This is a genomic window from Thiofilum sp. (assembly GCF_016711335.1).
In the GTDB taxonomy this organism is placed as follows: Bacteria; Pseudomonadota; Gammaproteobacteria; order Thiotrichales; family Thiotrichaceae; genus Thiofilum.
On the sequence record NZ_JADJTF010000001.1, the window covers coordinates 428,269 to 452,041 of the forward strand.

General features: G+C 46.1%; 21 protein-coding genes, 1 tRNA gene and 1 pseudogene. 8 read left to right on the forward strand and 15 right to left on the reverse strand.

Annotated features, from left to right (window positions below; translation table 11 throughout):
* Positions 1-154 precede the first annotated feature (154 nt).
* From IPL34_RS02060 to IPL34_RS02095, 8 genes and pseudogenes are all read right to left on the reverse strand, one after another.
* A complete protein-coding gene (locus IPL34_RS02060; RefSeq protein ID WP_296837418.1) occupies positions 155-388 on the reverse strand; it encodes a hypothetical protein in 234 nt (77 codons plus the stop codon).
* Positions 389-390: 2 nt separating this feature from the next.
* A pseudogene (locus tag IPL34_RS02065) lies at positions 391-533 on the reverse strand (transposase); the annotation flags it as partial.
* A gap of 47 nt (positions 534-580) precedes the next feature.
* Entirely contained in the window at positions 581-1,291 is a 711-nt protein-coding gene (locus IPL34_RS02070) for a transposase (RefSeq protein ID WP_296836958.1), read from the reverse strand.
* Positions 1,292-1,432: 141 nt separating this feature from the next.
* On the reverse strand, positions 1,433-2,473 hold the full coding sequence (locus IPL34_RS02075; RefSeq protein ID WP_296836961.1) for an ABC transporter ATP-binding protein: 1,041 nt from the start codon (positions 2,471-2,473) through the stop codon (positions 1,433-1,435).
* Positions 2,470-4,095, reverse strand: a complete 1,626-nt coding sequence (locus IPL34_RS02080) for an iron ABC transporter permease (protein ID WP_296843029.1) — start codon at positions 4,093-4,095, stop codon at positions 2,470-2,472. Before IPL34_RS02080 ends, IPL34_RS02075 begins: the two co-directional genes overlap by 4 nt.
* Before the next feature lie 8 nt (positions 4,096-4,103).
* Positions 4,104-5,120: a Fe(3+) ABC transporter substrate-binding protein gene (locus IPL34_RS02085; RefSeq protein WP_296836966.1), complete on the reverse strand. Its 1,017-nt coding sequence runs from the start codon at positions 5,118-5,120 to the stop codon at positions 4,104-4,106.
* Positions 5,121-5,253: 133 nt separating this feature from the next.
* A complete protein-coding gene (locus IPL34_RS02090; protein ID WP_296836970.1) occupies positions 5,254-5,799 on the reverse strand; it encodes a redoxin domain-containing protein in 546 nt (181 codons plus the stop codon).
* 143 nt (positions 5,800-5,942) lie between these two features.
* The gene (locus IPL34_RS02095) at positions 5,943-8,105 is read right to left on the reverse strand and encodes an OmpA family protein (protein WP_296836973.1); all 2,163 of its coding nucleotides are present in this window, start codon (positions 8,103-8,105) and stop codon (positions 5,943-5,945) included.
* Between the two features lie 310 nt (positions 8,106-8,415).
* Here IPL34_RS02095 and IPL34_RS02100 point away from each other — a divergent pair, with 310 nt between their 5' ends.
* From IPL34_RS02100 to IPL34_RS02115, 4 genes are all read left to right on the forward strand, one after another.
* The gene (locus IPL34_RS02100; RefSeq protein ID WP_296836976.1) at positions 8,416-8,826 is read left to right on the forward strand and encodes a hypothetical protein; all 411 of its coding nucleotides are present in this window, start codon (positions 8,416-8,418) and stop codon (positions 8,824-8,826) included.
* A gap of 33 nt (positions 8,827-8,859) precedes the next feature.
* Positions 8,860-12,720 carry a thrombospondin type 3 repeat-containing protein gene (locus IPL34_RS02105; protein ID WP_296836979.1) on the forward strand — a complete coding sequence of 1,287 codons (3,861 nt, stop codon included), beginning with the start codon at positions 8,860-8,862 and terminating at the stop codon, positions 12,718-12,720.
* Between the two features lie 83 nt (positions 12,721-12,803).
* A complete protein-coding gene (gene rsmA, locus IPL34_RS02110) occupies positions 12,804-13,616 on the forward strand; it encodes a 16S rRNA (adenine(1518)-N(6)/adenine(1519)-N(6))-dimethyltransferase RsmA (RefSeq protein WP_296836982.1) in 813 nt (270 codons plus the stop codon).
* Between the two features lie 45 nt (positions 13,617-13,661).
* A tRNA-Ser gene (locus IPL34_RS02115) sits at positions 13,662-13,751 on the forward strand.
* A 244-nt stretch (positions 13,752-13,995) separates the two neighbouring features.
* Here the strand turns inward: IPL34_RS02115 and IPL34_RS02120 are convergent.
* The 4 genes from IPL34_RS02120 to IPL34_RS02135 form a co-directional block, all read right to left on the reverse strand.
* The gene (locus IPL34_RS02120) at positions 13,996-14,469 is read right to left on the reverse strand and encodes a hypothetical protein (RefSeq protein ID WP_296836985.1); all 474 of its coding nucleotides are present in this window, start codon (positions 14,467-14,469) and stop codon (positions 13,996-13,998) included.
* On the reverse strand, positions 14,469-15,119 hold the full coding sequence (locus IPL34_RS02125) for a hypothetical protein (RefSeq protein ID WP_296836988.1): 651 nt from the start codon (positions 15,117-15,119) through the stop codon (positions 14,469-14,471). Before IPL34_RS02125 ends, IPL34_RS02120 begins: the two co-directional genes overlap by 1 nt.
* Positions 15,070-15,270: a hypothetical protein gene (locus IPL34_RS02130; RefSeq protein ID WP_296836991.1), complete on the reverse strand. Its 201-nt coding sequence runs from the start codon at positions 15,268-15,270 to the stop codon at positions 15,070-15,072. Before IPL34_RS02130 ends, IPL34_RS02125 begins: the two co-directional genes overlap by 50 nt.
* 65 nt (positions 15,271-15,335) lie before the next feature.
* Positions 15,336-17,762, reverse strand: coding sequence for an ATP-binding protein (locus IPL34_RS02135; RefSeq protein ID WP_296836996.1), 2,427 nt, complete (start codon positions 17,760-17,762; stop codon positions 15,336-15,338).
* A gap of 142 nt (positions 17,763-17,904) precedes the next feature.
* On the opposite strand from IPL34_RS02135, the gene IPL34_RS02140 reads away from it, so the two are divergent.
* Both IPL34_RS02140 and IPL34_RS02145 read left to right on the forward strand, forming a co-directional pair.
* On the forward strand, positions 17,905-18,186 hold the full coding sequence (locus IPL34_RS02140; protein WP_296836999.1) for a type II toxin-antitoxin system Phd/YefM family antitoxin: 282 nt from the start codon (positions 17,905-17,907) through the stop codon (positions 18,184-18,186).
* Positions 18,156-19,433 (forward strand): type II toxin-antitoxin system HipA family toxin, encoded by a 1,278-nt coding sequence (locus IPL34_RS02145; protein ID WP_296837002.1) that lies wholly within the window; start codon positions 18,156-18,158, stop codon positions 19,431-19,433. The genes IPL34_RS02140 and IPL34_RS02145 overlap by 31 nt, the downstream gene beginning before the upstream one ends.
* Positions 19,434-19,609: 176 nt before the next feature.
* Here IPL34_RS02145 and IPL34_RS02150 read toward each other — a convergent pair whose 3' ends face one another.
* Positions 19,610-20,290, reverse strand: a complete 681-nt coding sequence (locus IPL34_RS02150) for a DUF6006 family protein (RefSeq protein ID WP_296837005.1) — start codon at positions 20,288-20,290, stop codon at positions 19,610-19,612.
* 92 nt (positions 20,291-20,382) lie between these two features.
* Positions 20,383-21,195 (reverse strand): RnfABCDGE type electron transport complex subunit D, encoded by an 813-nt coding sequence (locus IPL34_RS02155; RefSeq protein ID WP_296837008.1) that lies wholly within the window; start codon positions 21,193-21,195, stop codon positions 20,383-20,385.
* A 203-nt stretch (positions 21,196-21,398) separates the two neighbouring features.
* Between IPL34_RS02155 and IPL34_RS02160 the strand changes: the two genes are divergently transcribed.
* Positions 21,399-22,145: a sialate O-acetylesterase gene (locus IPL34_RS02160; RefSeq protein ID WP_296837010.1), complete on the forward strand. Its 747-nt coding sequence runs from the start codon at positions 21,399-21,401 to the stop codon at positions 22,143-22,145.
* A 107-nt stretch (positions 22,146-22,252) separates the two neighbouring features.
* Entirely contained in the window at positions 22,253-23,236 is a 984-nt protein-coding gene (locus tag IPL34_RS02165; protein ID WP_296837013.1) for an alpha/beta fold hydrolase, read from the forward strand.
* Here the strand turns inward: IPL34_RS02165 and IPL34_RS02170 are convergent.
* Complete coding sequence (locus IPL34_RS02170; RefSeq protein WP_296837016.1) at positions 23,223-23,681, reverse strand: universal stress protein; 459 nt, start codon at positions 23,679-23,681, stop codon at positions 23,223-23,225. The two genes, IPL34_RS02165 and IPL34_RS02170, sit on opposite strands and share 14 nt — an antisense overlap.
* Positions 23,682-23,773: the final 92 nt, after the last annotated feature.

Consider the following 23,773-nt stretch of genomic DNA (forward strand, 5'->3'; position numbering starts at 1 on the left):
TTTAGCTTACATAGCTTGCTTATGAGCATGATGTTTGCCCCCTACATCACGTCTAAGGTATAAGATGAATTTTTATAATATCAGTAAATATTTATACACTTAAGTAGAAAAGCTTACTATTTAATAATAATTTTCTCTGTACACGACAATTCGCTTAACTCATTGAATCTTTTTCAAAAGAAAATCGCCTGAGTTTCATCCGTCCATCCTCGATCGCCATGAATTGTGGTGGACAAAGGAACAGAAGCAGCAGCCTAAGCCTATCCACTTTTTCCCGTACCCTTCCATTCAATAAATCGGTCAAGTAGTCCAAGCCGTAACGGAAGACACTTTGCTCTTTGCGTCCATGTTTTTCGTCTTCAAAGGCTTGACGGCTTTTTCCTTCCATTCGCCGACTTTGTGCGCCCAACAGAAGCCAATGGCAAGCAACGCCATCATCTTTTTGATGCGAGGGGTTTGGTGAAGTGAGTGGCTTCCATGTGAAAACCACGCCCTTTCAAGCATTGGAACAGGTTTTCAATTTCCCAACGTAGCCGATAAGTGCCAATGGGATCAGCCGTGTAGTGGTTGCTGGCGATAATCAACAACTCACCACTGGGCAGCTTTGAGCCACTGAGCCAAACCCATTCCCCGCTAACGTCGCGACGGTGACGGAGAACGCGCCGTTTACCCGGCTTGAGGTTGGCAAACAGCGAGCGGACATGCGCCTCTTTTTGTGTTTGTCGGTCATCAACTGATTACCCTTGATACGAATCAAGTAGGGAATCTCTTTGGAAGACAACCACTTCCACCATTGACCACCAATAAACTCACGGTCAGCCAACACACCCAAGATGTTGTTGCGCCCGAATTGGCTGATAAATCGTTGCAGCAGGGCAATACGTTCACGTTGGTTAGAATTACCGCGTTTGTTCAACACCATCCAGTAAACGGGGATAGCCGCACCTTGGTAAACAACCGCCAAAGTCAGGAGATTGAGGTTGGATTTGCCCCATTTCCAGTTGGTTCTGTCGAGTGTGAGGTAGTATTGTTGACCACTAAAGGCGAACATTCCCATAAGAAAATGGGCAATGTCATTGTAATTAAAGAACACTTGGCTAAAAAAGCGTTGCATCCGTCGATAGCGGGAACCAATGTCGGTGTCAGAATCTATGTGTACCGCCAACAACGCCAAATTCATTTGTCGCGCACTCAGCAAGGCCTGCAGCATTCCCACAAAACAATCCAAACGGGGCTTGCCCCAACTCAAGTGGGCTTTTAAACTGTCACGTAGTCCATCGCTCAGATCCATTTTGCTCTCCTGTGTGGTAACTAGAGAGTAAAACATAGGAGCGGTGGACTTTCACCATCTCCATGACAAACATGCTAAATCAATAAGTTAGTGGTTTTGTCGTGTACAGAGAATAATTTTATAAACACTGTGCTAGTTGGGTTAAGGCACTAACACTAAATGCTGCATATCCAGCTCTAAACTAACCGTTTCGCCCATATCATACTCTTGATGGCTGGGTACTAAGGCCAATACTTTGGTGACTTGATCGGGTAGCTGTAGGGTATACAAATACTGTGCGCCTCTAAATACCCGCCCGATGACTGTGGCTTTGCGCTCTGCTTTAGCGACTAGGCGAATATCATCGGGGCGAATTAACACCTTAAGTGGTGTTTTAGGTTCTGAGCCTTGAGGTAATTCACCCGACACAATGCCTAATGCAGTATGTACCGTATAGTTATCGAGCACCTCGCCCTTGATCAGCACACCTTGCCCAATAAACTCCGCCACAAATGCATTGGCAGGGCGATGATATAACTCATACGGGGTCGCCCATTGCTGCAAGCGTCCGCTTTTTAATACCCCTATTTCATCCGCCATCGCAAACGCTTCGTGTTGATCATGAGTGACTAAAATCGCTGTAGTTTTTTCCTGTTTTAAAATATCACGCACTTCTCGCGCTAACATTTCACGCAACTCGACATCTTGACTGCCAAAGGGCTCGTCCAAGAGCATGAGTTTAGGTTTAGGCGCTAGTGCTCGCGCTAGTGCAATACGCTGCTGTTGACCACCGGATAATTCATGCGGATAACGCTTCTCGTAGCCAGATAAGCTGACTAATTCCAACAATTGCGCAATACGTTTAGCTTGCTCGGATTTGCTTAAATGCCTAATCCCAAAGCTAATATTATTGGCAATAGTCAAGTGTGGGAATAAAGCATAATCCTGAAACACCATACCAATCTGACGCTTTTCAGGAGGGACATGCACTCGTGGCGAGCTAATGACGGTATCACCCAAGGCAATTTTGCCCTCGGCTACTGGTTCAAACCCCGCAATCGCGCGTAATAGTGTGGTCTTACCACAACCACTAGGTCCTAATAGACAACCAATCAGCCCATGCTCAATTTGGAGCGAAATATCATGAATCACCGCTTGTTGGGCGTATTGAATGACAATCTGTTGGAGGCTTAATTGGCTCATGAAGGGGTAGTACCTGCGCGGGCGGTGGCAATAGATCGACTGAGTAAAATCACGGGAATAATGCCTGCTGCCACAATCATTAAGGCAGGCAATCCCGCTTCGGCTAAACGCTCATCCGAGGCAAGCTCATACGCTCTTACTGCCAAGGTATTGAAATTAAAAGGACGCAAAATCAACGTAGCCGGCAACTCTTTTAACACATCGACAAATACTAACAGCAAAGCGGTGAGCAATGTTCCTTTCATCAGAGGTAGATGTAAACGGTGTAACACTCCTAAAGAACCTAAACCTAAGGAACGTCCCGCATTATCAATCGTGGGTTTAATTTTACCCAAACCCGCCTCCACCGTTTGTAAGGACACCGCTAAAAAGCGCACATTATAAGCATACAGTAAGGTCAATAAAGAACCGCTAAAGATTAAGCCTATCGAGGTATTCCAAAAATGCTTAGTGAATAAATTAAGTTGCGTATCCAGCCACGCCAAAGGAATCAGCACACCAATCGCAATCACCGTACCCGGAATGGAATAACCTAAGGCTGCAATACGCGTTGCCGTTTTCACCATCGGGTCGGGATTAATACGTTTGCCGTAGCCCAAAATCAGTGCCAAAAGTAAAGCAGACAACGCCGCCAAAGCCGCCAGCATTAAACTATTGCCCACTAACTCCCAAAAGCTAGCATCTAAGGTGGTGTGTGCAGTGGTAATTCCCCAATAGATCAATTGGGCGACCGGAATGATAAAACCTAGCACTAAGGGCAAAGCACAAACTAGAAAGGCTATTAAGGCATGCCAACCTTTAAGCTGGTACTTGGGAATACGCGAATACTTGCTAGAGGTATGATGATAACGGGCGCGTTGCCTTGACCAGAGTTCTAATAAAATTAATACCAATACTAAAGTCATCAATAAGGCGGCTAATTGCGAGGCAGCAGCATGATCGCCTAGACCAAACCAAGTACGAAAAATACCCGTCGTGAAGGTAGAGACTCCAAAATATTGTACCGTACCAAAATCAGCCACTGTCTCCATCAAGGCCAAAGATAAGCCCGTAATCACCGCAGGGCGTGCTAGTGGTAATGCCACTCGAAAAAAACTTTGCCAACGATTCGCACCTAAAGTACTACTCACTTCTAAGACACAAATCGATTGCTCTAAAAATGCCGCCCTAGCTAATAGATACACATAAGGGAACAACACGAGAGACAGCATAGCAATCGCGCCCCCTAACGAGCGCACATTAGGAAACCAATAATCGCCATAGCCCCAACCGGTTAATGAGCGGATAAGACTTTGCACGGGGCCAGCAAAATCCAGCATTCCGGTGTAGGTATAAGCAATAATATAGGCAGGCATAGCCAGTGGTAATAACAAAGCCCACTCAAAAAAACGCTGCGCCGGAAAACGACACATGCTTGTCAGCCATGCAGCAGGAATACCAATGAGTAATACTCCAACACTGACGCCAAGCATCAGCCATAAAGTATTTTGAATATAATCGCTTAGTACCGTATCTACTAAATGTGCCCACACTTCGGGTGCAGGCACAAATACATAGCTAAATACAGCGATGATGGGTAAAGCGGTAAAGGCAGCCATGCCCATAATGAGCACACGCCACATTCCTTTGCTTATTTCCAATTAGCTTTATCCATTATTTTTACCGCATCCGCATTGTTTTTACTCAGTTCTGACAGATTCAGGCTATCAGCTTTAAACTCACCCCACCCTTTTAATAAGCTACTAGGGGCAACACCTGCTTTCACTGGATACTCCTGATTATGCTCGGCGTACCAACTTTGTGCTTCATCATTAGTGAGATATTCGAGTAATTTTACAGCATTATCTTTATTTTTAGCCGCTTTAGTGACTGTGCCGCCACTAATATTGATATGCGTACCACGTTGTCCTTCGGCTTGATCCGGCCAGAAAATAGCGACTTTTTCAGCCGCTGCTTTTTCTTCCGCATTGTCACCACTGAGCATTTGTCCAAAGTAGTAAGTATTGGCAATCGCTAAATCACACTGACCTGCGGCTGCGGCTTTAATTTGATCACGATCACCGCCCTCAGGTGGGCGAGCAAAGTTTTGCACGAAACCTGTCACCCACTTTTCAGTGGCCTCCGCTCCAATACTAGCAATCATGGAGCCAGTCATCGATTGATTGTAAATATTATCGGAGCTGCGCACGCAGATTTTGCCTTTCCATTTGGGATCAGCTAAATCGGCATAAGTAGAGAGTTGTTCCGGTTTAACTTTATCTTTGACATAGAAAATCGGGCGAGCGCGATAGGTCAGACCAAACCAGTGATTTTCAGGATCGCGTAAATGTTCTGGAATATTAGTTTTTAGGGTTTCAGACTCGATTGCTTGGGTTAGCTCCATGCTTTTAGCTCGATATAAGCGCCCTGCATCAGCGGTTAGCAAAACATCAGCCGGAGAATTGTCACCCTCTAATTTGAGACGTTCAATCAGGGCATCATCTTTACCCGTGACCAAATTCACTTTAATGCCTGTGCTAGCGGTGAATTTTTCTAAAATTGGTTTAATTAATTGTTCTTGACGCGAAGAATACACATTGACCTCACCCTCTGCCCAAACGGGTGTAGCCAATACTAACCCTAAAGCTAAACTGAATAGTTTACGCATTAATATCTATGCCTCGAATGACTATTTAAATTGAGCACGATATTAATGATAATTATTATCATTTTCAACCCAACCTCTTAGAGTAGGTCGAATTAATTTTCAGCACACTAAGAGCCTAATTTTAGCTCAAGCCCTAAATACCCTCGCTCTCCATCTGTTCGCCCGCAAACCAAAGGCGTAACCGTAATCCCCAGCTAGTGCTTAATCCTATCTCTCGAAAGCGAATTAGCCCCTCACCATCAATAATGTAATGAGTGGGCGTGGCTTTGACTGCGAATTGTCGATGAATACTACCTTGCTCATCGATAATGGTAGGCCATCCGCTAATGCCACGATTGTCCATATAACTGAGCAGCTGCTCTTTATGCTGAGCCTGTACTACGGTTAACACCGAATGATTTTTAGCTAAATCGCTAATGGTGGTTTGTTGTAATTGACACATCACACAATCAGGATGCCAAAAATAAAGCAGTAATGGCTCACCCCGATAATCCATTAATTCTACACGTTCGCCACTGAGCATATCTGCTTTAAAATTAGGCGCAACACCCGCAATTAAGTCGGCTTGATTCCAAGCCCTAAAACCTAAAACAATCAATAAAATCACTAAAAACTCTAATACCCACCACCAACGCGAACGGCGCTTAGTAGGATTAATTAGAGTAGAAGAACGACGCACTGTACTTAATCACTATTATTGCTTGAAATACCTATTAGCATAACACACTGCCTGCACACCGCTAGGGAGTGTCATTCTTTCAACCAATAACAAGGCCACTAACTGCTTAACAATTAGTGGCCCTTAGTTGCTAATAATATTAATTATTGAATTTTAACGTTAACTGTTGCTTGAGCGGTACGACCATAAGCATCCTGTACTTGATAAGTAAAGACATGATCTACACAGTAGCCATGGCGTAAGGTATACATAATAGATTTACCATCTGAGCTAATGACCGCAGTACCGTATTTAGGCTCGCTCACACTAATAATTCTTAAGTCTTCACCTTTGTCATTCTTTAATACGGGTATGGTATATGTAGTACTATCACCAAGTGCTACTTGGAAGGTATCTTGAGTTAACTCTAAAGTTGAACACTTTCCGGCAGCAAAACAACTATCTACTGTAATATTAGCGGTTGTTACATTACTTTCACTACCATCTGGCGCAACCAGCTTGTAAGTAAAGCTATATTTTCCTACTGCAGAAGGCGTATAACTAACAGTATTACCATTAACTGCTAATACTAGGTTATTAGGATTACTTACAATTTTAATCGTAGTACCTGCTAAAATATTGTCGTTCCTTAGTATATCCAGTACTTGTACTTTACCTAAATCACCACTGTAGAAGGTAAAATCATCCTTACGTGCGACGATAATATCGCCTTCTTCAGGTGCATTGACGACCCCACCAGTCCGATAGGTATCAATCGAACGCTTGTGCTGAATATTATTACGTAAGGCACGCTCGACCCACTTAGGCGGGGTTTTCACTAATTCTTGGCGCCATGTGACACGGGGAGCGCTACGTACTGTAGTAGTAGTTGCTTCATCCACTACTACTTCTTTATAGTCCGTTTGATAGGTCATGTACTCGACATCAACGCGGCGATTACGATAACGGTGCGCCTCATCATTAGGATACTTAGGATTAGCCTCTCCCACCCCTTCTGCTAGTAAGGTGTCTGGATCAAAGCCATTTTCAATAAAATAATCTCTAACCGCATTAGCGCGTTGTTCGGATAACAATTGATTATCCTCATCGGAGCCTAAATCACAGGTATTCCCTACAATATGAATATTACCCTGAACCCCATTACGCATTTGCGCCATGATAGATTGCAGACGTTGTTTCGCGGCAGGTAACAAAACAGCCTTACCACGCTCAAAGAAGGTATCCCCTTCCAGCTCCATGGTATTTTTAATCATCTTGCGTTCTATTTTGGCGGGAGTACGCACGACCTTTTCCTCGCCCGGCATTTCTACACGCACCCGTTTGTAGACTTGATTAGGCTCATAAAGACCCGCACCACCAAACTCATAGCGATAACTTAAACTACCGCGAGCATCATTAGTCTTTTCACCTTCTGTGCCCCCCGTTTTATTGAGCAACTCAATATTAGCTCCCACACTATGAGGGGAATCCATAAAGAATTTCTCAACTCCACCGGATACGGTGACTTGGGTAGGGCGCTTTTCATTGTCGGCATAGTTTTTGCCAAACTCTAGATCTACCCCGCCTTGCACCTGCATCAATTGATTCGGTAAGAATGTACCTACACGCGCTCCGACTCCATAGTCATAAGGGCGCTCAACAATAGCCGTTTTATTAGAGCTATAGCCCACGATACGGTCATCACCTTTAGCCATACTGGCTTGACCAGACCAAAACATATTTTGGGTTTCTTGACCATAACCTGCGGTGATTTTCTTGTCGCTGTGTTCATTTTGGTCATAAGCACCAAAGACTTTATGCACTCGATCTACGCCACCCGTATCATTTTTACCTACCCAATGGTGATTCACCTTCACCCCAGCACCCGTTAGCTTTTCTTCACCCTCTTTAGCCTTAGGATTAAAACCTACCCAACCCTCTCCACTGGTGACAGAGTTTTTGGTATCTGAAAACACTTGCGTGCCATCAAGGCGCAATTTGTATTGCGTATCCACACTCACGCCAATACGGGTATTTCCACCCATATAGCTTTTACTGCCGCCTACGACCGCCGTTGTTTGAGAGTCTTCTAATAAACCATCGTCCTCATTCGCTAGTGCTTTGGCTTGAGCATGAGCATTAGGTGCTGTACTTTGTATCTGAACCTCTGTATCAGGTTGTTCTACATAATCATCCTCTAAGGTGAGTACTGCTTCAGGAGCTTCAAAGTCAGCTAACTCATTAGCTAGTACTAGGGAAGAGCAGGATAAGGATAACAGGGGGAGCAATAGCCATTGGGAAAGCAAGTAGCGCTTAGTAATTTTCATGGTTTGTCTCGCTATAGTTTTATTATTTTTTTATTGTTATGGACTCAGGGCAGCGCCTATTTGCCCTAGTATAAGCGACTTTATCCGCTCACTTATACCGATTGCCGACGAGCGCGGCATGTTTATCCTGTTATTCGATAAACGGAAGCCTCTTAGCCTTGATTAGATCTTGTCCGCGCCCTGACCGTGACTATCCCTTATAATGTCGAGCTAGGACAATGACTTGTAATGGATGAACAGCGCTCTTATCTCTAACGACTTATACTCCGGCGTCGTTCATTACCCCACAACTACCAATCAGAGATAACCTATGATGCGTTTACTGCCCTTTATACCCTTATTTGGTATCATCCTGCTAGTTTATTGGACATTAGTACAGTTTGGTATCTTTCCTAGGGGTTTAAATGTCATTGTTTTGAATATTACGCTCCCTTCAGGTCATCTTTGGCGTCCTACGTGGGGAGATATTATGGTATTAACTGGTATAGTAGCGCTATATGTCGAGTTATTTAAGTCTACTCGCACTTCAGAAACAACTATTGCCGATCATCTACTATCCACCATAGTATTGATTTTTTATTTAGTGTATTGGCTTACTAATCCGTCAGGAGGAAACTCAGTGTTTTTAATTTTAACCTGCATGTCTTTTCTAGATGTCATCGCAGGCTTTACTATTACTATTTCCTCAGCACGACGTGACCTATCTATAGGTGGCAAATAATCCTATTCCCAAACTCAGCGTGAGGTTTGACGCATGTATAAACTGATTACTGGAGTAACTCTGATCACTGCATTGGTAAGCGCTGCGCTCCATGCAGACAATCAGTGGCCTAATCCGAATGCTTTACCAGAGGAGGGTACAGCACCCACGGTTCCTAATGCACCAACACTCACCCCTCCTACTGATCTGAATACCACAGGCGTACTGGTTTATCCTATGCTGTCCTCACAGGAGATTATGACAGGCGGTATGGGCATGGGTTTGGGGGTAGGAGCTAGTGCTAATAGTGCCATGCCTTTATCTATGGGGACGGGTACTGATAATACTGTGGGAGCTATGCCCTTCCCTTACACCATTGGCGTTCCGGTTTATCCTTATTATGGCGATGGCTCGGCAATGCCTACCCCACCCGATGCTGCCGCAACAGCCGCGCCTGATACTGCCACCACTCCGCCTACGGCAGCCCCTAGTGCTGGTGATGTGCCTATGTGGGTTCCCGCTTATCCCTATGGGTTTACTTGGCCTGTCCCTGATCCAATGAATCCTATGCCCCTAGCCCCTAATGCCATGCCATTAATGTCTGGGCAAAACCCCGCTAATCCACAACCCGCTAATGCTGGAATGGCGCTCTCATGGAATGATATTAAGGATATTCAGCAAAATTTGAGTGCTAAAGCGGAGCAAATCGGAGCTTTACAACAAGAATTAAAAACCACTCAAGACACTCTCGGTCAACTTAAAACTCAATTAGCGGACAGTAAGAAAGAAGTCGGTGATTTAAAGGGGCAATTAGCCACTAAAACCCAAGCTCTCACTGAACTACAAGCGAATGTGGGTGACAAAACTGCTGAACTTAATACTATTTTGCAAGAAAAAGATTCAGCCCTTGATGATCTGCACAAAGTATTGAGCGAGCGCGATAAGGAGCAAGAGGAATTAAAAGCCCTAGTGGTTGCTACAGAAAAAGAGATCACTACGCTTAAAGCTGGCTTAGCCACTAAAGAACAAGAACTTAGTACCCTTCAAACGCAAATTAGTGAAAAAGAAGCGGCGACTACTCAAGCCGTCAATGAACTGAAAAAGATCAAAACTGACCTATCCAATACTCAAACTGCGCTCAAAAATGCTAAGCAAAGTAATGAGTACTTTGAACAAAAATGGCAAACAGAAAAGAAAGAACTGACGGGTACGATTGATAGCCTCAAGCTACAAGTAGGTACTATTCCCGAAATTGCCGCCCAATTTAGTCAAAGTAAGCAAAATAGCCAACAACTTCTTTCTAACCTCGACTCGATTAAAAGTACCGAATCTCAATGGGAAGCGGAACGCCAAGCTTTAAATGATACAATTACCACCCTCACTACACAGGTTAATACCATTCCTGAAATCGCTGCGCAGATTGCTCAATTAAATGAGGAGAAACAACAGCTTCAGGCTAATTTTGAGGGACTCAATCAACAATCGAATGCTTGGGCTAAGCAACGTACTGAACTGGAAAATACCCTTACTCAAGTTAAAGCTGAAGCTGATAAAAACCTGCAAACCTGTACCGTCGAGCGTGACCAGCTACAAACAAATATCACACAACAAAACCAAGCCAGCCAAGCCCTGCAACAAGAGCGCGATAAATTATTGGCTGATTTGAAAGCTACTCAAGACGACACCGCGCAAAAATGGCAGGCATGGGAAGCGGAACGCAAACAACTAGCAACTGATCTAAAACAAGCTAAAGCTCAATTAGCCGAGATCACTAATGTCAAAACGCAACTTGAGCTTAAAGGTAAACAGTGGGATACCCAACGCCAAGAGCTGCTATCTGACCTTGATCAGTTTAAAAATCAGAGCCAAAACTGGTTGACAGAAAAACAAAGCTTACTCTCTCAAGTGGGGGCAGTGACCGAAGTAGCGACTCAACTCAATGACGCTCAAACGATACAACAACAATTAGAAGATAAGCTCAAACTAGCTAATACGGAGCAACAGCAATTAGCTGAGCAATTAAAACGCGAACTGACTGACTCTGATAAAGATCTGGTCACAGACCCTCATGATAATTGCCCCGACACCCCAGCAGGTACTCGTGTGGATGCCACAGGTTGCGAACTAGATACAGACCAAGATGGTGTAGCAGACAGTAAAGATCAGTGTGCTTTAACGGCTAAAGGTGCAAAAGTTAATGAGAGTGGCTGTGAGCTAGACGACGACAAAGACGGTGTAGCCAATAGCCAAGATGTTTGTCCTGAAACCGCTGCTGGTACTCAAGTCGATGGTTTAGGTTGTGAGATTGACAATGATGGTGATGGAGTACCGGATAGCAAAGATCAATGTTTAGGGACACCAAGCACGCTACAAGTCGCGGCTAATGGCTGTGAACTCGACAATGACAACGATAATGTCGGTAATAGCCAAGACCAATGCCCCGCCACTCCAGCAGGCGTTAAAGTAGATACTCAAGGCTGTGAACTTGATTCGGATAATGACAAAGTTTTTGATAGTAAAGATCAGTGTCCTAATACTACCGCAGGAACCAAAGTAGACGCTCAAGGATGCGAATTAGATACTGACAAAGATGGTGTCGTCGATAGTATCGATATTTGCCCAACGACTGCAACAGGAGTTACGGTCGATGAAAAGGGTTGTGAACTCGACTCTGATCAGGACGGTGTATTAGATAGTGTTGATAGCTGTGCCAATACCCCCGCTAATGCCAAAGTAGATGCTAAAGGTTGCGCACTCGATACTGACAAAGATGGTGTGAATGATGGTCTAGACACTTGTCCTGACACGCCTAGTGGGGCAAAAGTCAATGACAAAGGCTGCGAACTCGACTCGGATAGCGACGGTGTAGTCGACAGTAAAGATACTTGTGCCAACACACCAGCCGGTGCAAAAGTCAATGATAAAGGCTGTGAACTCGATTCTGACAAAGATGGTGTAGTTGATAGCAAAGATACTTGTGCCAACACACCAGCAGGCACGAAGGTCAATGATAAAGGCTGCGAACTCGATTCTGATAGCGACGGCGTAGTTGATAGTAAAGACACTTGTGCTTCTACTCCAGCAGGCGTGAAGGTGGACGATAAAGGCTGCGAGCTGGACACCGACAAAGATGGTGTAGTCGATAGCAAAGACACTTGTGCCGCCACTCCAGCCGGTGCAAAAGTCGATGATAAGGGTTGTGAGCTTGACTCTGACAAAGACGGTATTGTGGATAGCAAAGATACTTGTGCCAACACCCCAGCAGGCGCGAAGGTGGACGACAAAGGCTGCGAACTTGACTCGGATAGCGACGGGGTTGTTGATAGCAAAGACACTTGCGCTGCTACCCCATCAGGGGCAAAAGTCGATGATAAAGGCTGTGAACTCGACTCTGACAAAGATGGTGTGGTGGACAGCAAAGACACTTGCCACAATACCCCAGCCGGTGTGAAAGTTGATGACAAAGGCTGCGAACTCATCCCTGACGCCGATGCTGATGGTGTAGCGGATACCGATGATCTATGCCCTGACACCGCAACAGGGGCTGCGGTCAATCAAGTCGGCTGTGCTAAAAATGCCAATATCAATCTGAAAGGTGTGAACTTTGAAACGGGTTCTAATCGCTTAACGGCTGAATCCTTACCGATCTTAGACGATGCAGCTGAAACGCTACGTAAATACCCAGAGCTGAAACTGGAGGTAGGCGGTCATACGGATGATGTCGGTAATGACGCTCGCAATATGAGCCTCTCGCAAGCGCGTGCTCAAGCGGTGTTAAACTACTTAGTGAGTAAAGGTATTAATGCAGCGAATTTAAGCGCTAAAGGTTATGGTGAAACTCAACCGATTGCGCCCAATACGACCAATGACGGGCGGGCGCAAAATCGGCGGGTAGAATTGAAGATTATGCCTTAATCTCTAGTTCTACAGTCATTTATGCAAAATGGCGGGCTATGAGTCCGCCATTTTTTTATTAGTACTTTTTAAATCAGAAACCTATGAGCCATTATCAAAACCGCACCAAAAAGCGTTTTGGACAACATTTTTTACAAGATACCTACATTATCAATAGCCTAGTGCGTGTGATTTACCCCAAATCTGAGCAGCAGATCATTGAAATTGGTCCGGGTGGGGGGGCGTTGACGTTTCCGCTTTTGGAGCAGGTCGAGCATTTAGAAGTAGTGGAGTTAGATCGAGATGTGATTGCGTGGTGGCAGTCGCAAGCGGATTTAAAAGATAAGCTCACGATTCACGCTCAAGATGCGCTCACGATTGATCTTAAGGCACTGGCTCGTGGTGACAAGATTCGGGTGGTGGGTAATCTGCCCTACAATATTTCTACTCCGCTGATTTTCCATTTATTGGAGCAGGTGGAGGTGATCGAAGATATGCACTTTATGTTGCAAAAAGAAGTCGTGGATCGGCTGGTAGCGGTCGCGGGTGATAAAGATCACGGGCGCATGGCGGTGATGGTGCAGTATTTATGCGAGACTGAGTTTTTATTCGATGTGCCGCCCTCGGCGTTTAATCCTCCCCCTAAAGTCGATTCTGCGGTGGTGCGTCTCACACCGCGTCGGGTGATTAAAGAACCTGTGTACAGTATAAAAAAGCTGTCTGAATTGGTGGCGCTGGCTTTTGCGCAGCGGCGTAAGACTTTGCGGAATAATCTTAAAGGGGTTTTGAGTGATGCAGAATTTGCAGCCTTAGGGATTGATCCGAGTCGACGGGCGGAAACCTTAGAGGTGAGTGATTTTGTGCGTATGACTAATTATGTGGGGAATCACGCCGTGCAGGGAAATGCGGCGGGCTAGTTATTTACTTTAAAGCCCTACTGGGGTAGGATTGCGTCCCTATCTGGAGAGGTGTCCGAGTGGTTTAAGGAGCACGCCTGGAAAGTGTGTATAGGTTAACCCCTATCGAGGGTTCGAATCCCTCTCTCTCCGCCACGTATTCCTATCTGTGATACAGAATATTGAGAACCCGCGCCTTTGCGGGTTTTTTATTTTGTGCCTAGTCGATGTTTCAATTCTGCTAATTCTTGATCACGGCGGTGGTAGCCTGTGGCGTTGATTAGGGCTTCGGCGGATTGGATGTGGTGAGTGATGGTATTAAGACCCCCTTCCCCAGCCCTTCCCCCGCAAGGGGGGCAGGGAGCTTGTCTTACTCCTTCCCCCACTTCGGCATAAGTATCTACACATTTTTATGCATTACCGAACGGAGGGTCTGGGAGAGGGTTTGAATCTCTGCGGGTGAATACGAGTCCAGTAGCTGGACTAACGCCAGAAAAGTTTCTAACCCAGCTAATAAGGCTGGGTAAGTAAAGGTGACCTTAGAACGCATCTGTCGACCACTCAAGCGAATCAACAACTGCCGAAGTTGCTGTACTTCCGGTTGAGGACTCACGGCAATCGCCCAGACGGTGACACAGGCCATACTCGTGACCAAAAGCCGTTTCGCGACGGCTAGTGCAGACTCCTGTTGCCACGCTTCGAGTTGATGTCCGGCGGATTTGAGTAGTTTAAAGAAACTCTCAATCTGCCAACGCCAGTAGTACCACAAGACCAGTGTGTCGGCGGTGGGGGCTGTGAGGGTAGTGAGCAATAACCACTGAGCGATCATGTCCCCTTGTTCATTGAAGAGGCGACTGACCACCAAGCGTGCCATCACCGGCTCCCCCGCGACCGAGGGTGGACCTGCTTTTTACAGCTCGGTTTAGACCGACGGGTTACACTCACCGGTATTTCGCCCACGTATTGTTCATGGGGTTTACCCTGAACCTGTACGGTTCTGGCTCGATGGTAGGTGAGCTGCTCTGCTAGGGTTTTACTGGCTAGAGCCGACCCTTGATAGGTCAACTGCGGGTTGTCCCGAATACGAACCAACCACTGAATCCCGGATGACTGCCAACGACGGTAATGACCCACCGAATCCCCTTCGCGATCCATCAGATGAACCAAGGGACGGGAAAACCCTAAGCCCTCCAGATGCTCCATCGCACGGCTCACCTCATCCAAATGCGTACGAGGCGTTAACACCTCCTCCTCATACGTGGTCTGACGACCCACTCCACTCACTAGGCATTGCGCTACCGGGGCAATCGGTTCACCGGTTTGATCACTGATGACTAAACTACTTTGTAAATCATAGCCTTGATCGCTGGCATGCGTAATCGCATAACGATCTGCCTTATTCGCATGACGATACGCTAACCGCGACCAATCGTGGATACACAACGCATACGAACCACAGCGCTCCGTAATGCCCTCATGAGCCGCTGCCGTTAACGGCGCTTGCAGCACTGACAAACTCACCATCGGATTCGCATAAAAAACGCCACGCCGCTTGTGTGTGGGCAAAACTGCTCACCCCATCGTTCAAGGCTTTCATACCTGCACTCAGCGGCTCACTGACCTTCATGTAACTCTGAACCATGCGTTCATAACGCAAACTCAGGCGGGCATCCACACCCGCTAACTTTTTTTATATCCATACCGTTATCTTCTCATCATCACTTCAACTTGTGTAGATACTTATGCCACTTCGGGGGAAGGTTGGGATGGGGGTAGCTCAACCCCTCGTGCGTCTTGTTCCGCCCACAAGAGCCGCGCCATTTCCAGATGATAGTCGGTGAGGTGTAAACGCATACCGCTAGGTTCGGCGATGTCGTAGACTTCTTGTAGGTCGGTGTGGGCTTTGGGGTAGTCTTGGGTGTGGCGGTAATATTGAGCGCGGGCGAGTAGTCCACGAGGTAAATGATGTTGTGTACCTGCTGCACGTAGACCCTCTACCGCTTGGTTTAGGTAGCTTTCCTGTGAGAGGGCTCTGCCTAGAGTGAGTTTTGGCAATGAAAAACTTAATAAACTGCCGTTAGTAAAATGATTCTCCCAGCAATCTAAATCATACTCCGCCCGCTCCACCACCTCCGCCACTTGCTCTTGTGCTAGCAGCAGATCGCAATAGCGAAAACCTTTCAGTAAATACAGGCGTGGATACTCAGGCTGTATTTCCTGTTGTATTTGCTCTGCCGCTTGAAACAGGGCTAAAGCCTCTTGCACTGAGGCTGCCTCTCCCGCTTGATGCAGCGCATCCGCGAGGGCGGTACGGTCTGACATACGCTCAAATAAATTCCCCGACTGCTCGGCATAGTCCACACTCGCCCTAGCACTCTCTATCGCAGCATGAATATCACCTAGGGTCAGTTGGATTTCGCTAAGGTTGCTAGCCGCTATAGCAGCATTTTTCCACTTCTTATTACCTACCAATAATTTCACACCTGCCTTAATCGGCTCGACTGCCTCACGCAAGCGCCCCAAGGCACGCAAGCTAAAACCTGCCCAATTCAGTATCACAGCTTTATCATACTCACTTAAATCCGCCGCAGGCACTGACCAAGGAATTGTGAAAAAATGCGCTACCCCCGCTAGATCATCACTGAAAGCTCCCAGCTTATGAACAATATAAGCCTCTCCTTCACGTCGAATCCCCGTCCAATACACCTCATCCAAAGCATGCTGATGCAACCCCGCCGCACACCCATGCGCCACCGCCGCAAACAAAGGCTGCATCTCCTCCACCGTATCCGGCAATTTCTTTTCGGGTAAATGCTTATAATACTGATACAACACCTCATGCGCCTGCCGCCACGCATCCGGCTGTTGTCGCGCTAATTGCCGCCCAAAATACTCCCGAATCAACGGATGACAATCCAACAATTCCCCCCGCCCCTGATGATTCGACAATAAATGATGCTGCTCACGTAAACTGTGAATCACGCTTTGCCACTTTTTACGCTCTTGCGTTGTGAATTGATGCTTACGCTTAAGCACTCGATGCCACCAACGCTTAGGTGCAGTAGTCAAGTGCGGAATATCCGCTGCTAGTAATACCTCCAACACCTCAATCTCTATCGGATGATCAAACAAACCCAATAAATACAATACCTGTAATTCCGGCGTCCCCGCCAACCAGCGCTCATACGCCTGCATCACCCTAAACGCATGCCGCCCCGTCTCATCATACTCATCCATTAACTCACCTAGGGTATCGCGCTTTACCACCTCGCCCCCTAGATAAGTACTGAGCGCATTCCCCAATAAATTCAATGCCAAAGCATGACACCCATAGTCGCGCACTGCTTGGCTTAGCTCCTTATCACTCCCCTTCACTCCCAAAGAGCGCAATAATCGCACCCCGTCCGCGACCGCCAAATTATGTAAATCATGGCTAAGCACCTGCGCTCGATCACACAACTCATGCACCGCTATCCGCGTCGTGATAATGCACAAGCACTGCGTCTGTGCCACCAGACTTTTTAATAATTGCTTTAAGGCGCGATCCTTTAGCTCCCCACGCATCCCCTTACCCGCATGCTGCAAAGGCTCCAATCCATCCAACACCAGCACACAACGCTGACGCTGCAATAAGTCGGCTAATTGCTCCCCTAGCGCCTCAGGTGAGCGAGTCGAGTCATACACCACACCAAACTTATCAAACACATGACTAAAAAACGGTGTCGCCGAGGTTTGCTTATCCTCACTCGATCCTTGCGAATAAAACGACCAAGCTATGACATTATTTGGCTCAGTCTTATCCAACCAATGCCGAATCAGCTTAGTCTTACCCGTGCCCCCCGCTGCAATGAATTGAATAATCCGCGCCCCCTCACCTTTCCAAGCAGCCTCTAATAGCTTTAATTCCTCTTCACGCCCAAAAAATGCACCCTTCACCGTAGGCAAACGGTCGGAGTGGATGCGTTTAGCTGTAAGGGGCAGGTTACTTTGATGAATACCCAGCGCTTGCTTTAACTCAGCTTCCTGCTCATCAATACTAGCCTTAATCCGCAGCTTATCCTCAACACGAGTTTCAAGGTCATACTGCTTATAAAGTGCTGACAAAATAGTTTTTAAACGTTCAACACGTTCAGGACTATGGGAAGGCGACAAAACAGCATCAGACATAGCGAGGACTTCATAGGAGTTTGCACTACACCGATTATCTTGATTTTTACGCCTTTAATAAACCTGTTTTAACTTTGAATGATTACTGCACGCCTCTCTATTTTGTAGTAATGTCACTACATTCTCATAGAGGAATTGCACTATGATCACTACCCTATCCAGTCGTGAATTTAATCAAGATACCAGCCGCGCCAAAAAAGCAGCCTTAATCGGTCCCGTCTTTATCACTGATCGCGGTAAACCTGCGCATGTGTTATTGAGCATGGAGGACTACCTACGCCTCACCCAACAATCCAGCACCATTGTCGAGCTGCTTGCTATGCCTAAAGCGGATGATATGGAGTTTGAGCCACCGCGTTTAAGTGACTCACTATTTAACGGATTTATGACGCAGTGCAAGACTTCACACCTATTGAACAATTAACAGTTTGGCGACGCTTAGCTCAAGGTGAACGCGTACCAGTAGGGCAACTCACTCAAAATAGACAAGGCATTTTTTTTCAATATGCCCCTGAGTACTTAGACCATTACACCTCGCTGTCTCCGTTTAATCTGCGGTTTGATGCATCTATTCAACTAGCACCTAAACGACCTCATGGCGGCTTACACGGTGTATTTGCCGATTCACTACCTGATGGTTGGGGACTCATGCTCATGGATCGAGTCTTTCGGCAGGTAGGCGTTTTACCGCATCAGGTGACCCCACTAGATCGTCTCGCCTTTATCGGTCAAAACGGCATGGGGGCATTAGAATATGAACCTGTTTCAGACCTAGCTTCTAGCTCCACTGAAACACTCAATATCAGTGAACTAGGTTTACAAGCTCAAGCCCTGTTTGAAGGTCAAACCAAAATAGTACTCGCCGCGTTGGTACAGGCAGGTAGTTCGGGTGGTGCTCGCCCCAAAGCCCAGCTTTACTTAGACCCTGATCAGCCTGAACTATGCAGCACCACGCCTAAGCAGGGTATGCGTCCTTATTTAGTCAAATTCACCTCTAGTCATTTACCTCTAGGTCATGAAGAAAGCTTATGTGAGGCAGCCTATCTCACTATGGCGAAACAAGCTGGAATTAATACCCAAGCATGGCAGCTATTACCTGCTCCACCCACTTCGGGAGCTAAGGCGTGGTTAGCCTTAGAGCGTTTTGATTGCACTAAACAAGGGGGGCGCTTGCATTTGCATAGTGCAGCGGGGCTATTAGATGCTAATTTTCGTGAGCCTTCCTTAGATTATGAGGACCTGATAAAGGCGAGTAGCGTGCTATGCAAAGAGGAACAGGTTGGGCAAGAGCAATTTCGTCGTGCCATATTCAATTTATTTGCCCTTAATCAAGATGATCATGCTAAAAACTGGGCATTCCTCATGGATGATAAGGGTCAATGGCTACCTAGTCCTTTTTACGATGTCACCTTTAGTCCTAATCCCTATGGTGAACATGCCACAGCTTATGGCGGCTATGGCAAAAACCCACCTTTAAAAGCGCTGCAACACTTAGCCACTATTGCAGGCTTGGCTAATTGGCAAGCCGCTCAACTCATTATTCATGAGGTAACAGAGGTGATTAGCACATGGGAAGCCACTGCTAAGCTACTAGGTATTAGCCAAGAAACCCGCGTCTTAATTAATAGACAACTGACCTCAACACGGGAAAAGCTTAAGTATTTGACCTAACGCTTATTCGCCACATTGACAAGCTTTCACAAACTCATCATAGATAGCGCTTTTATCACTGAGCCACTACTGATGAATTACCAGCTAATCGCCTTATGCACCTTGAGCCTGACTTTAACTGCTTGCGGGGGTAAATTGATCTGTAGGGGCAATCCTAAGTGATTGCCCTATGGTGGCTAATGGGGCACTACACGAATCGTACCCGCATTGGGGCGAATATTAATAATGCTTTCCATACGCCGACACTGATTGAGCACTTGGGTGCGTGCTCGTGTTTCTGAGTCTAGCGCATCCGCTCGCCCTTTAATCTGCATACACCAACCATAGTGAGCTGAATAATTACTCTGCCAACGTGCATCTTGCGGCACATTACAAGAGCGTTGCTGTGCGTTTTGGAATTGTTGCACTGCTTGATTCGCGTAATTCGCACAACGCTCTGTCAGCGGTACATCACCTTTCCAGCAAGACAACGGATAACGTCTACCTCGCCACGTTGTCCAGCCACTTGCCATCTCACTACTCGCATCATAGATCAATTGCCAATTATCTCGCTCAGCACCCATGTAGCGAATATTCAAGGTATTGCCGCCATTGGCAACACCCGTCATGTTCAGCGCCACCCAAGCACCCCCATTATCACTAAAGCGCCCTACGGTTTTCACTGCACTGGTAGTAGAGCAAATATTACCTTCACACTCGGTTTGGGGATCATCGACCACTTGCCAAAACATCTTGGCGGGGCGACCGTCAATTTTACAATTGGACTCACCATTCGCCCAACGCGGCAACGCTGAAGTACTCGCTAATACCGGAGCCGCTAATACACTGAACATTACACCCATCACTATTGCTTTCATTTCTCAACCCTCGCTAGGTTTAATAAACCCAAAAGCAGGCTTATTAAGCAATAGCTTAGCGAATTACTACCTAGGGGTTTGTTAAAAATTACCTAAAGGCTGGGTTTGGGTAAACGTTGCACACTCCACTCAAACCTTTGAGCAGGCAACCAGCGATTGAGCACTAATACTAAGGGTGACATGACGACTAAGGCATATAAGAATGCATTAGGAATAAACAGCTTAAATTGAATGAGAGCTGAGACTATTGCCACTAATACTCCATAAAAGATTCTTGCTCCCGTGTGAGAAGGTGTGGTTTTAGGATCAGACAACATAAAAAAGGTAAATAATAATAACGAGCCATTATTCAGCTGATGCTCTGGAATCGCCCACGGATCGCCTAAATACCATGCGCGTGCAAACAACAATGCGGCATAACTCAATAAAAAGCTGATCGACACTAACATGGTTTTAGCACCGACTTGTGGAATCAGCCCTAAACCTGCCACTAATAAAAACAGCCACAACTCATGCCCCCACTTACCCGACGACGCCCAAGCCTCATGAGTCAACAAAAGCACCGCCACAATACCGATATTAGAAGGGTTAAAAATATGTCGTCCCTCTAGGCGCAAGACAAACTTACTGGCAATTGCAATAACAGTAGCCAATCCTAACCAAAGCGGATTCTGAGCCGTCAATAATAATAAAATCGATAAGCTAGTATTGAGGGTACTCAAATAGACAGGCGCTAAATGCTTATAAGTCGTGAACGCCCATTGAGTAATGAGCGCGACACCTAAAACTACCGCAATATGCGTCCAAGCAATCGGAAATTGTAAAAACAGTATCCCCCAACTGAGTAAAGAAATTTGTACTGCTAACTGATAATAACGCGGATCAAAGGCTAATAATTTTTGCATTGCACACCTAATCGAGGCGATTGAGTTTATTAAGTTTAAGCCAGACTAGGCAGTGTGACAGCTAAATATGCAAAATGTTTGGAGCACTGTGCCTTCCGTATCAAACTGACTAAGTATTATCTGCTAGCGACTTTTAGGCTGAAACTCTACACTCACGCCTGTACGCATTCACTGATGGTTACAACAACTAGGGAGGGATACCTATGGGTAAAATGATACTGATAGGGGGCATTGTTTTAAGCACGCTGTTAGCACCGGTATTACAAGCTAAAGAGCGTATTTATCTACTCGCCGGACAATCCAATATGATGGGGCGCGGTAGAACCTATGAATTACCTCCGGTTTATAAAACCACACCTGCCAATGTGCAGTTTTATTATCAAGGACGCTTAAAACCGCTAGCACATACGGCTTATTTTGGACCAGAAGTAACATTTGCTCACGAGGTCGCCCGCGCTTTTCCTAATGATCAGCATATTCTGATTAAAGTCGCCGCAACGGGTAGCTCCATTAAGCAATGGCAGCGTGGTCAGCCTTTGTATTACAGCCTAATCCGCCAATTACAGTTAGCCATACCCGAATATTTTAAAAAAGCCACCCCTCCAGTTGATGCCATTATCTGGATGCAGGGCGAGCAAGATGCACGCAAACTCATGGATGCACAAAACTACCAAACACAGGTAAAGCAATTTATTAATCATCTGCGCAGCGATATAGCTGCACCTAATAGCCTGCTCGTGATGGGACGCGTCAACCCCACCTCACCGCTTTTTAAAATGCTCGATATAGTACAAACCAGCCAAGCTCAATTAGCCCGTACTTTGCCCTATACCCGTTTGGTTAATACTGAGGGTCTAGGTACTTTACATGATCACATTCACTACAGCGCTCAGGGTCAAATGGAATTAGGACGGCGTATGGCTCAAGCCTATATTCAGTCGCGGCGCTAATGGCTTGTTATTCGTCTGATCTGCACAAAAACTCCAGATCAGACGAATACCTTTTGCAACTTTCACAGTCAAACTAAGTGCTAACCATAAGAATAAAGGGAATCCCTGTGAAAGTAATCGGTCGCGCTTTGCGTCAAACTATGATTGGTTTATTACTCGTCCTTAGCCCTACCCTCTGGGCGCTCAATCATTGGACTGATAGCATCTTTACGCCTCCGCGCCGACCTTTACTACCCTATCATCAAGAGCGCCTGAATAATCCCACTCACTTTGCGCTCAAGATTCAAAGCTATACCTGTTTACAAGGTAAAGCACCGTGTTTAGTCGTAGAAAGTGATCCACGTTATATTAGTAATATTGGTAAGCGCATTCGCCAACAAGTCGCTAGTAAACAAGCTATAGCCCCCTACGGAAAAATATTAGGCACAGTGGTGCTACTACATGGACGTAAAGGACGCAAAGAGGATCTCTTACCCGTTGCGGAACGTTTCGCTGCTTTGGGTTTTCGTTGCTTACTGATTGATTTACCTGCACACGGTGCAAGCCCTATACGTGAAACCTATTTTGGCGCGACGGCTTTTGAACGCCAATTACCACGATTAGCTTTTGAAGATGCTGCACAACACTTTAATTGGCCCAAGCAACCTGTATTCCTATGGGGCTTATCCATGGGGGGAGCTTTTGCAGTCGCTGCTGCAAGTGAAGCCCCCGATTATTGGAATAGCTTAATTGTGGTCAGTAGTTTTGATCAGATGGAGCGCATTATGTTGGAAAAAATGCCACAAAGCTTACAGTTTGCGGGGATCTGGGCGCGAGCGGCAATTGATCAAATTCGACAGCTTAGGGGTAAAACAGTGGTTAGCACTATTACCCCTGCACAGTGGGCAAAACAAGTACAAACCCCCACTTTGGTGGTACATGGTGATCACGATCAATTAATTGGAGTGCAGCAAGGACGTTCACTTTATGAGGCGGTAGGTAGCTCACAAAAACGTTGGGTAACGGTCGCAGGCGCTGGGCATCGCTCGGTATTGTCAACGCCCATGCCTTTATATGCAGAAATGGGAAGTTGGATGCTTAAGCATCTTTAGGTGCATGCATGACCAGCACATCGCATTTGGCATGCTTTACAATACTCTCTGCGGTAGACCCCATCATAAAGCCTAGCAACCCTTTTCTAGCACTGTGTCCGGTGATAATCAGATCAATACCATTAGTCTCTACATACTCCATAATGCTGTCATAGGGTAAACCTTCAGCAATTTCGAGTTTAGTTTCAGTACTTAAGTTTTGTTCTTTAGCTAATTTAGCTAATTGCTGTTGTGTATCTTCAACTAATTTAGCTTGAATTTCAGGCTCTATGGTAATACTAGGTACATCACCAAACGCTTGAGCAGTGAGCGGTAGATCTTGTACCACATGCAATAGGCTTAAATGGCTTTGATATTGCGCTGCGAGTTCTTTACCACGATTAATCAAGCGGGCGCTAACGGGAGAAAAATCAACGGGAATTAAAATATGTTGATACGCTTTCATGGCAATCTCCTAGGCTATGGGTAAGAGTAGGCTTTAACTTACTTTCATAGTATCGTAATTACCGGAAGAGCCGTAAAGCATTTTCCGAAAGG

Excerpts from the sequence above, each read along its gene's own strand:
- IPL34_RS02170 (WP_296837016.1), bottom strand. The coding sequence starts at position 23,681 with ATGAAAGCGTATCAACATATTTTAATTCCCGTTGATTTTTCTCCCGTT.
- IPL34_RS02150 (WP_296837005.1), bottom strand. The coding sequence starts at position 20,290 with ATGAAAGCAATAGTGATGGGTGTAATGTTCAGTGTATTAGCGGCTCCG.
- IPL34_RS02060 (WP_296837418.1), bottom strand. The coding sequence starts at position 388 with ATGGAAGGAAAAAGCCGTCAAGCCTTTGAAGACGAAAAACATGGACGC.
- IPL34_RS02125 (WP_296836988.1), bottom strand. The coding sequence starts at position 15,119 with ATGGTGAGTTTGTCAGTGCTGCAAGCGCCGTTAACGGCAGCGGCTCAT.
- IPL34_RS02140 (WP_296836999.1), top strand. The coding sequence starts at position 17,905 with ATGATCACTACCCTATCCAGTCGTGAATTTAATCAAGATACCAGCCGC.
- IPL34_RS02105 (WP_296836979.1), top strand. The coding sequence starts at position 8,860 with ATGTATAAACTGATTACTGGAGTAACTCTGATCACTGCATTGGTAAGC.
- IPL34_RS02095 (WP_296836973.1), bottom strand. The coding sequence starts at position 8,105 with ATGAAAATTACTAAGCGCTACTTGCTTTCCCAATGGCTATTGCTCCCC.
- IPL34_RS02155 (WP_296837008.1), bottom strand. The coding sequence starts at position 21,195 with ATGCAAAAATTATTAGCCTTTGATCCGCGTTATTATCAGTTAGCAGTA.
- IPL34_RS02160 (WP_296837010.1), top strand. The coding sequence starts at position 21,399 with ATGGGTAAAATGATACTGATAGGGGGCATTGTTTTAAGCACGCTGTTA.
- IPL34_RS02100 (WP_296836976.1), top strand. The coding sequence starts at position 8,416 with ATGATGCGTTTACTGCCCTTTATACCCTTATTTGGTATCATCCTGCTA.
- IPL34_RS02135 (WP_296836996.1), bottom strand. The coding sequence starts at position 17,762 with ATGTCTGATGCTGTTTTGTCGCCTTCCCATAGTCCTGAACGTGTTGAA.
- IPL34_RS02075 (WP_296836961.1), bottom strand. The coding sequence starts at position 2,473 with ATGAGCCAATTAAGCCTCCAACAGATTGTCATTCAATACGCCCAACAA.
- IPL34_RS02070 (WP_296836958.1), bottom strand. The coding sequence starts at position 1,291 with ATGGATCTGAGCGATGGACTACGTGACAGTTTAAAAGCCCACTTGAGT.
- IPL34_RS02085 (WP_296836966.1), bottom strand. The coding sequence starts at position 5,120 with ATGCGTAAACTATTCAGTTTAGCTTTAGGGTTAGTATTGGCTACACCC.
- IPL34_RS02080 (WP_296843029.1), bottom strand. The coding sequence starts at position 4,095 with ATGTGGCGTGTGCTCATTATGGGCATGGCTGCCTTTACCGCTTTACCC.
- rsmA (WP_296836982.1), top strand. The coding sequence starts at position 12,804 with ATGAGCCATTATCAAAACCGCACCAAAAAGCGTTTTGGACAACATTTT.
- IPL34_RS02120 (WP_296836985.1), bottom strand. The coding sequence starts at position 14,469 with ATGGCACGCTTGGTGGTCAGTCGCCTCTTCAATGAACAAGGGGACATG.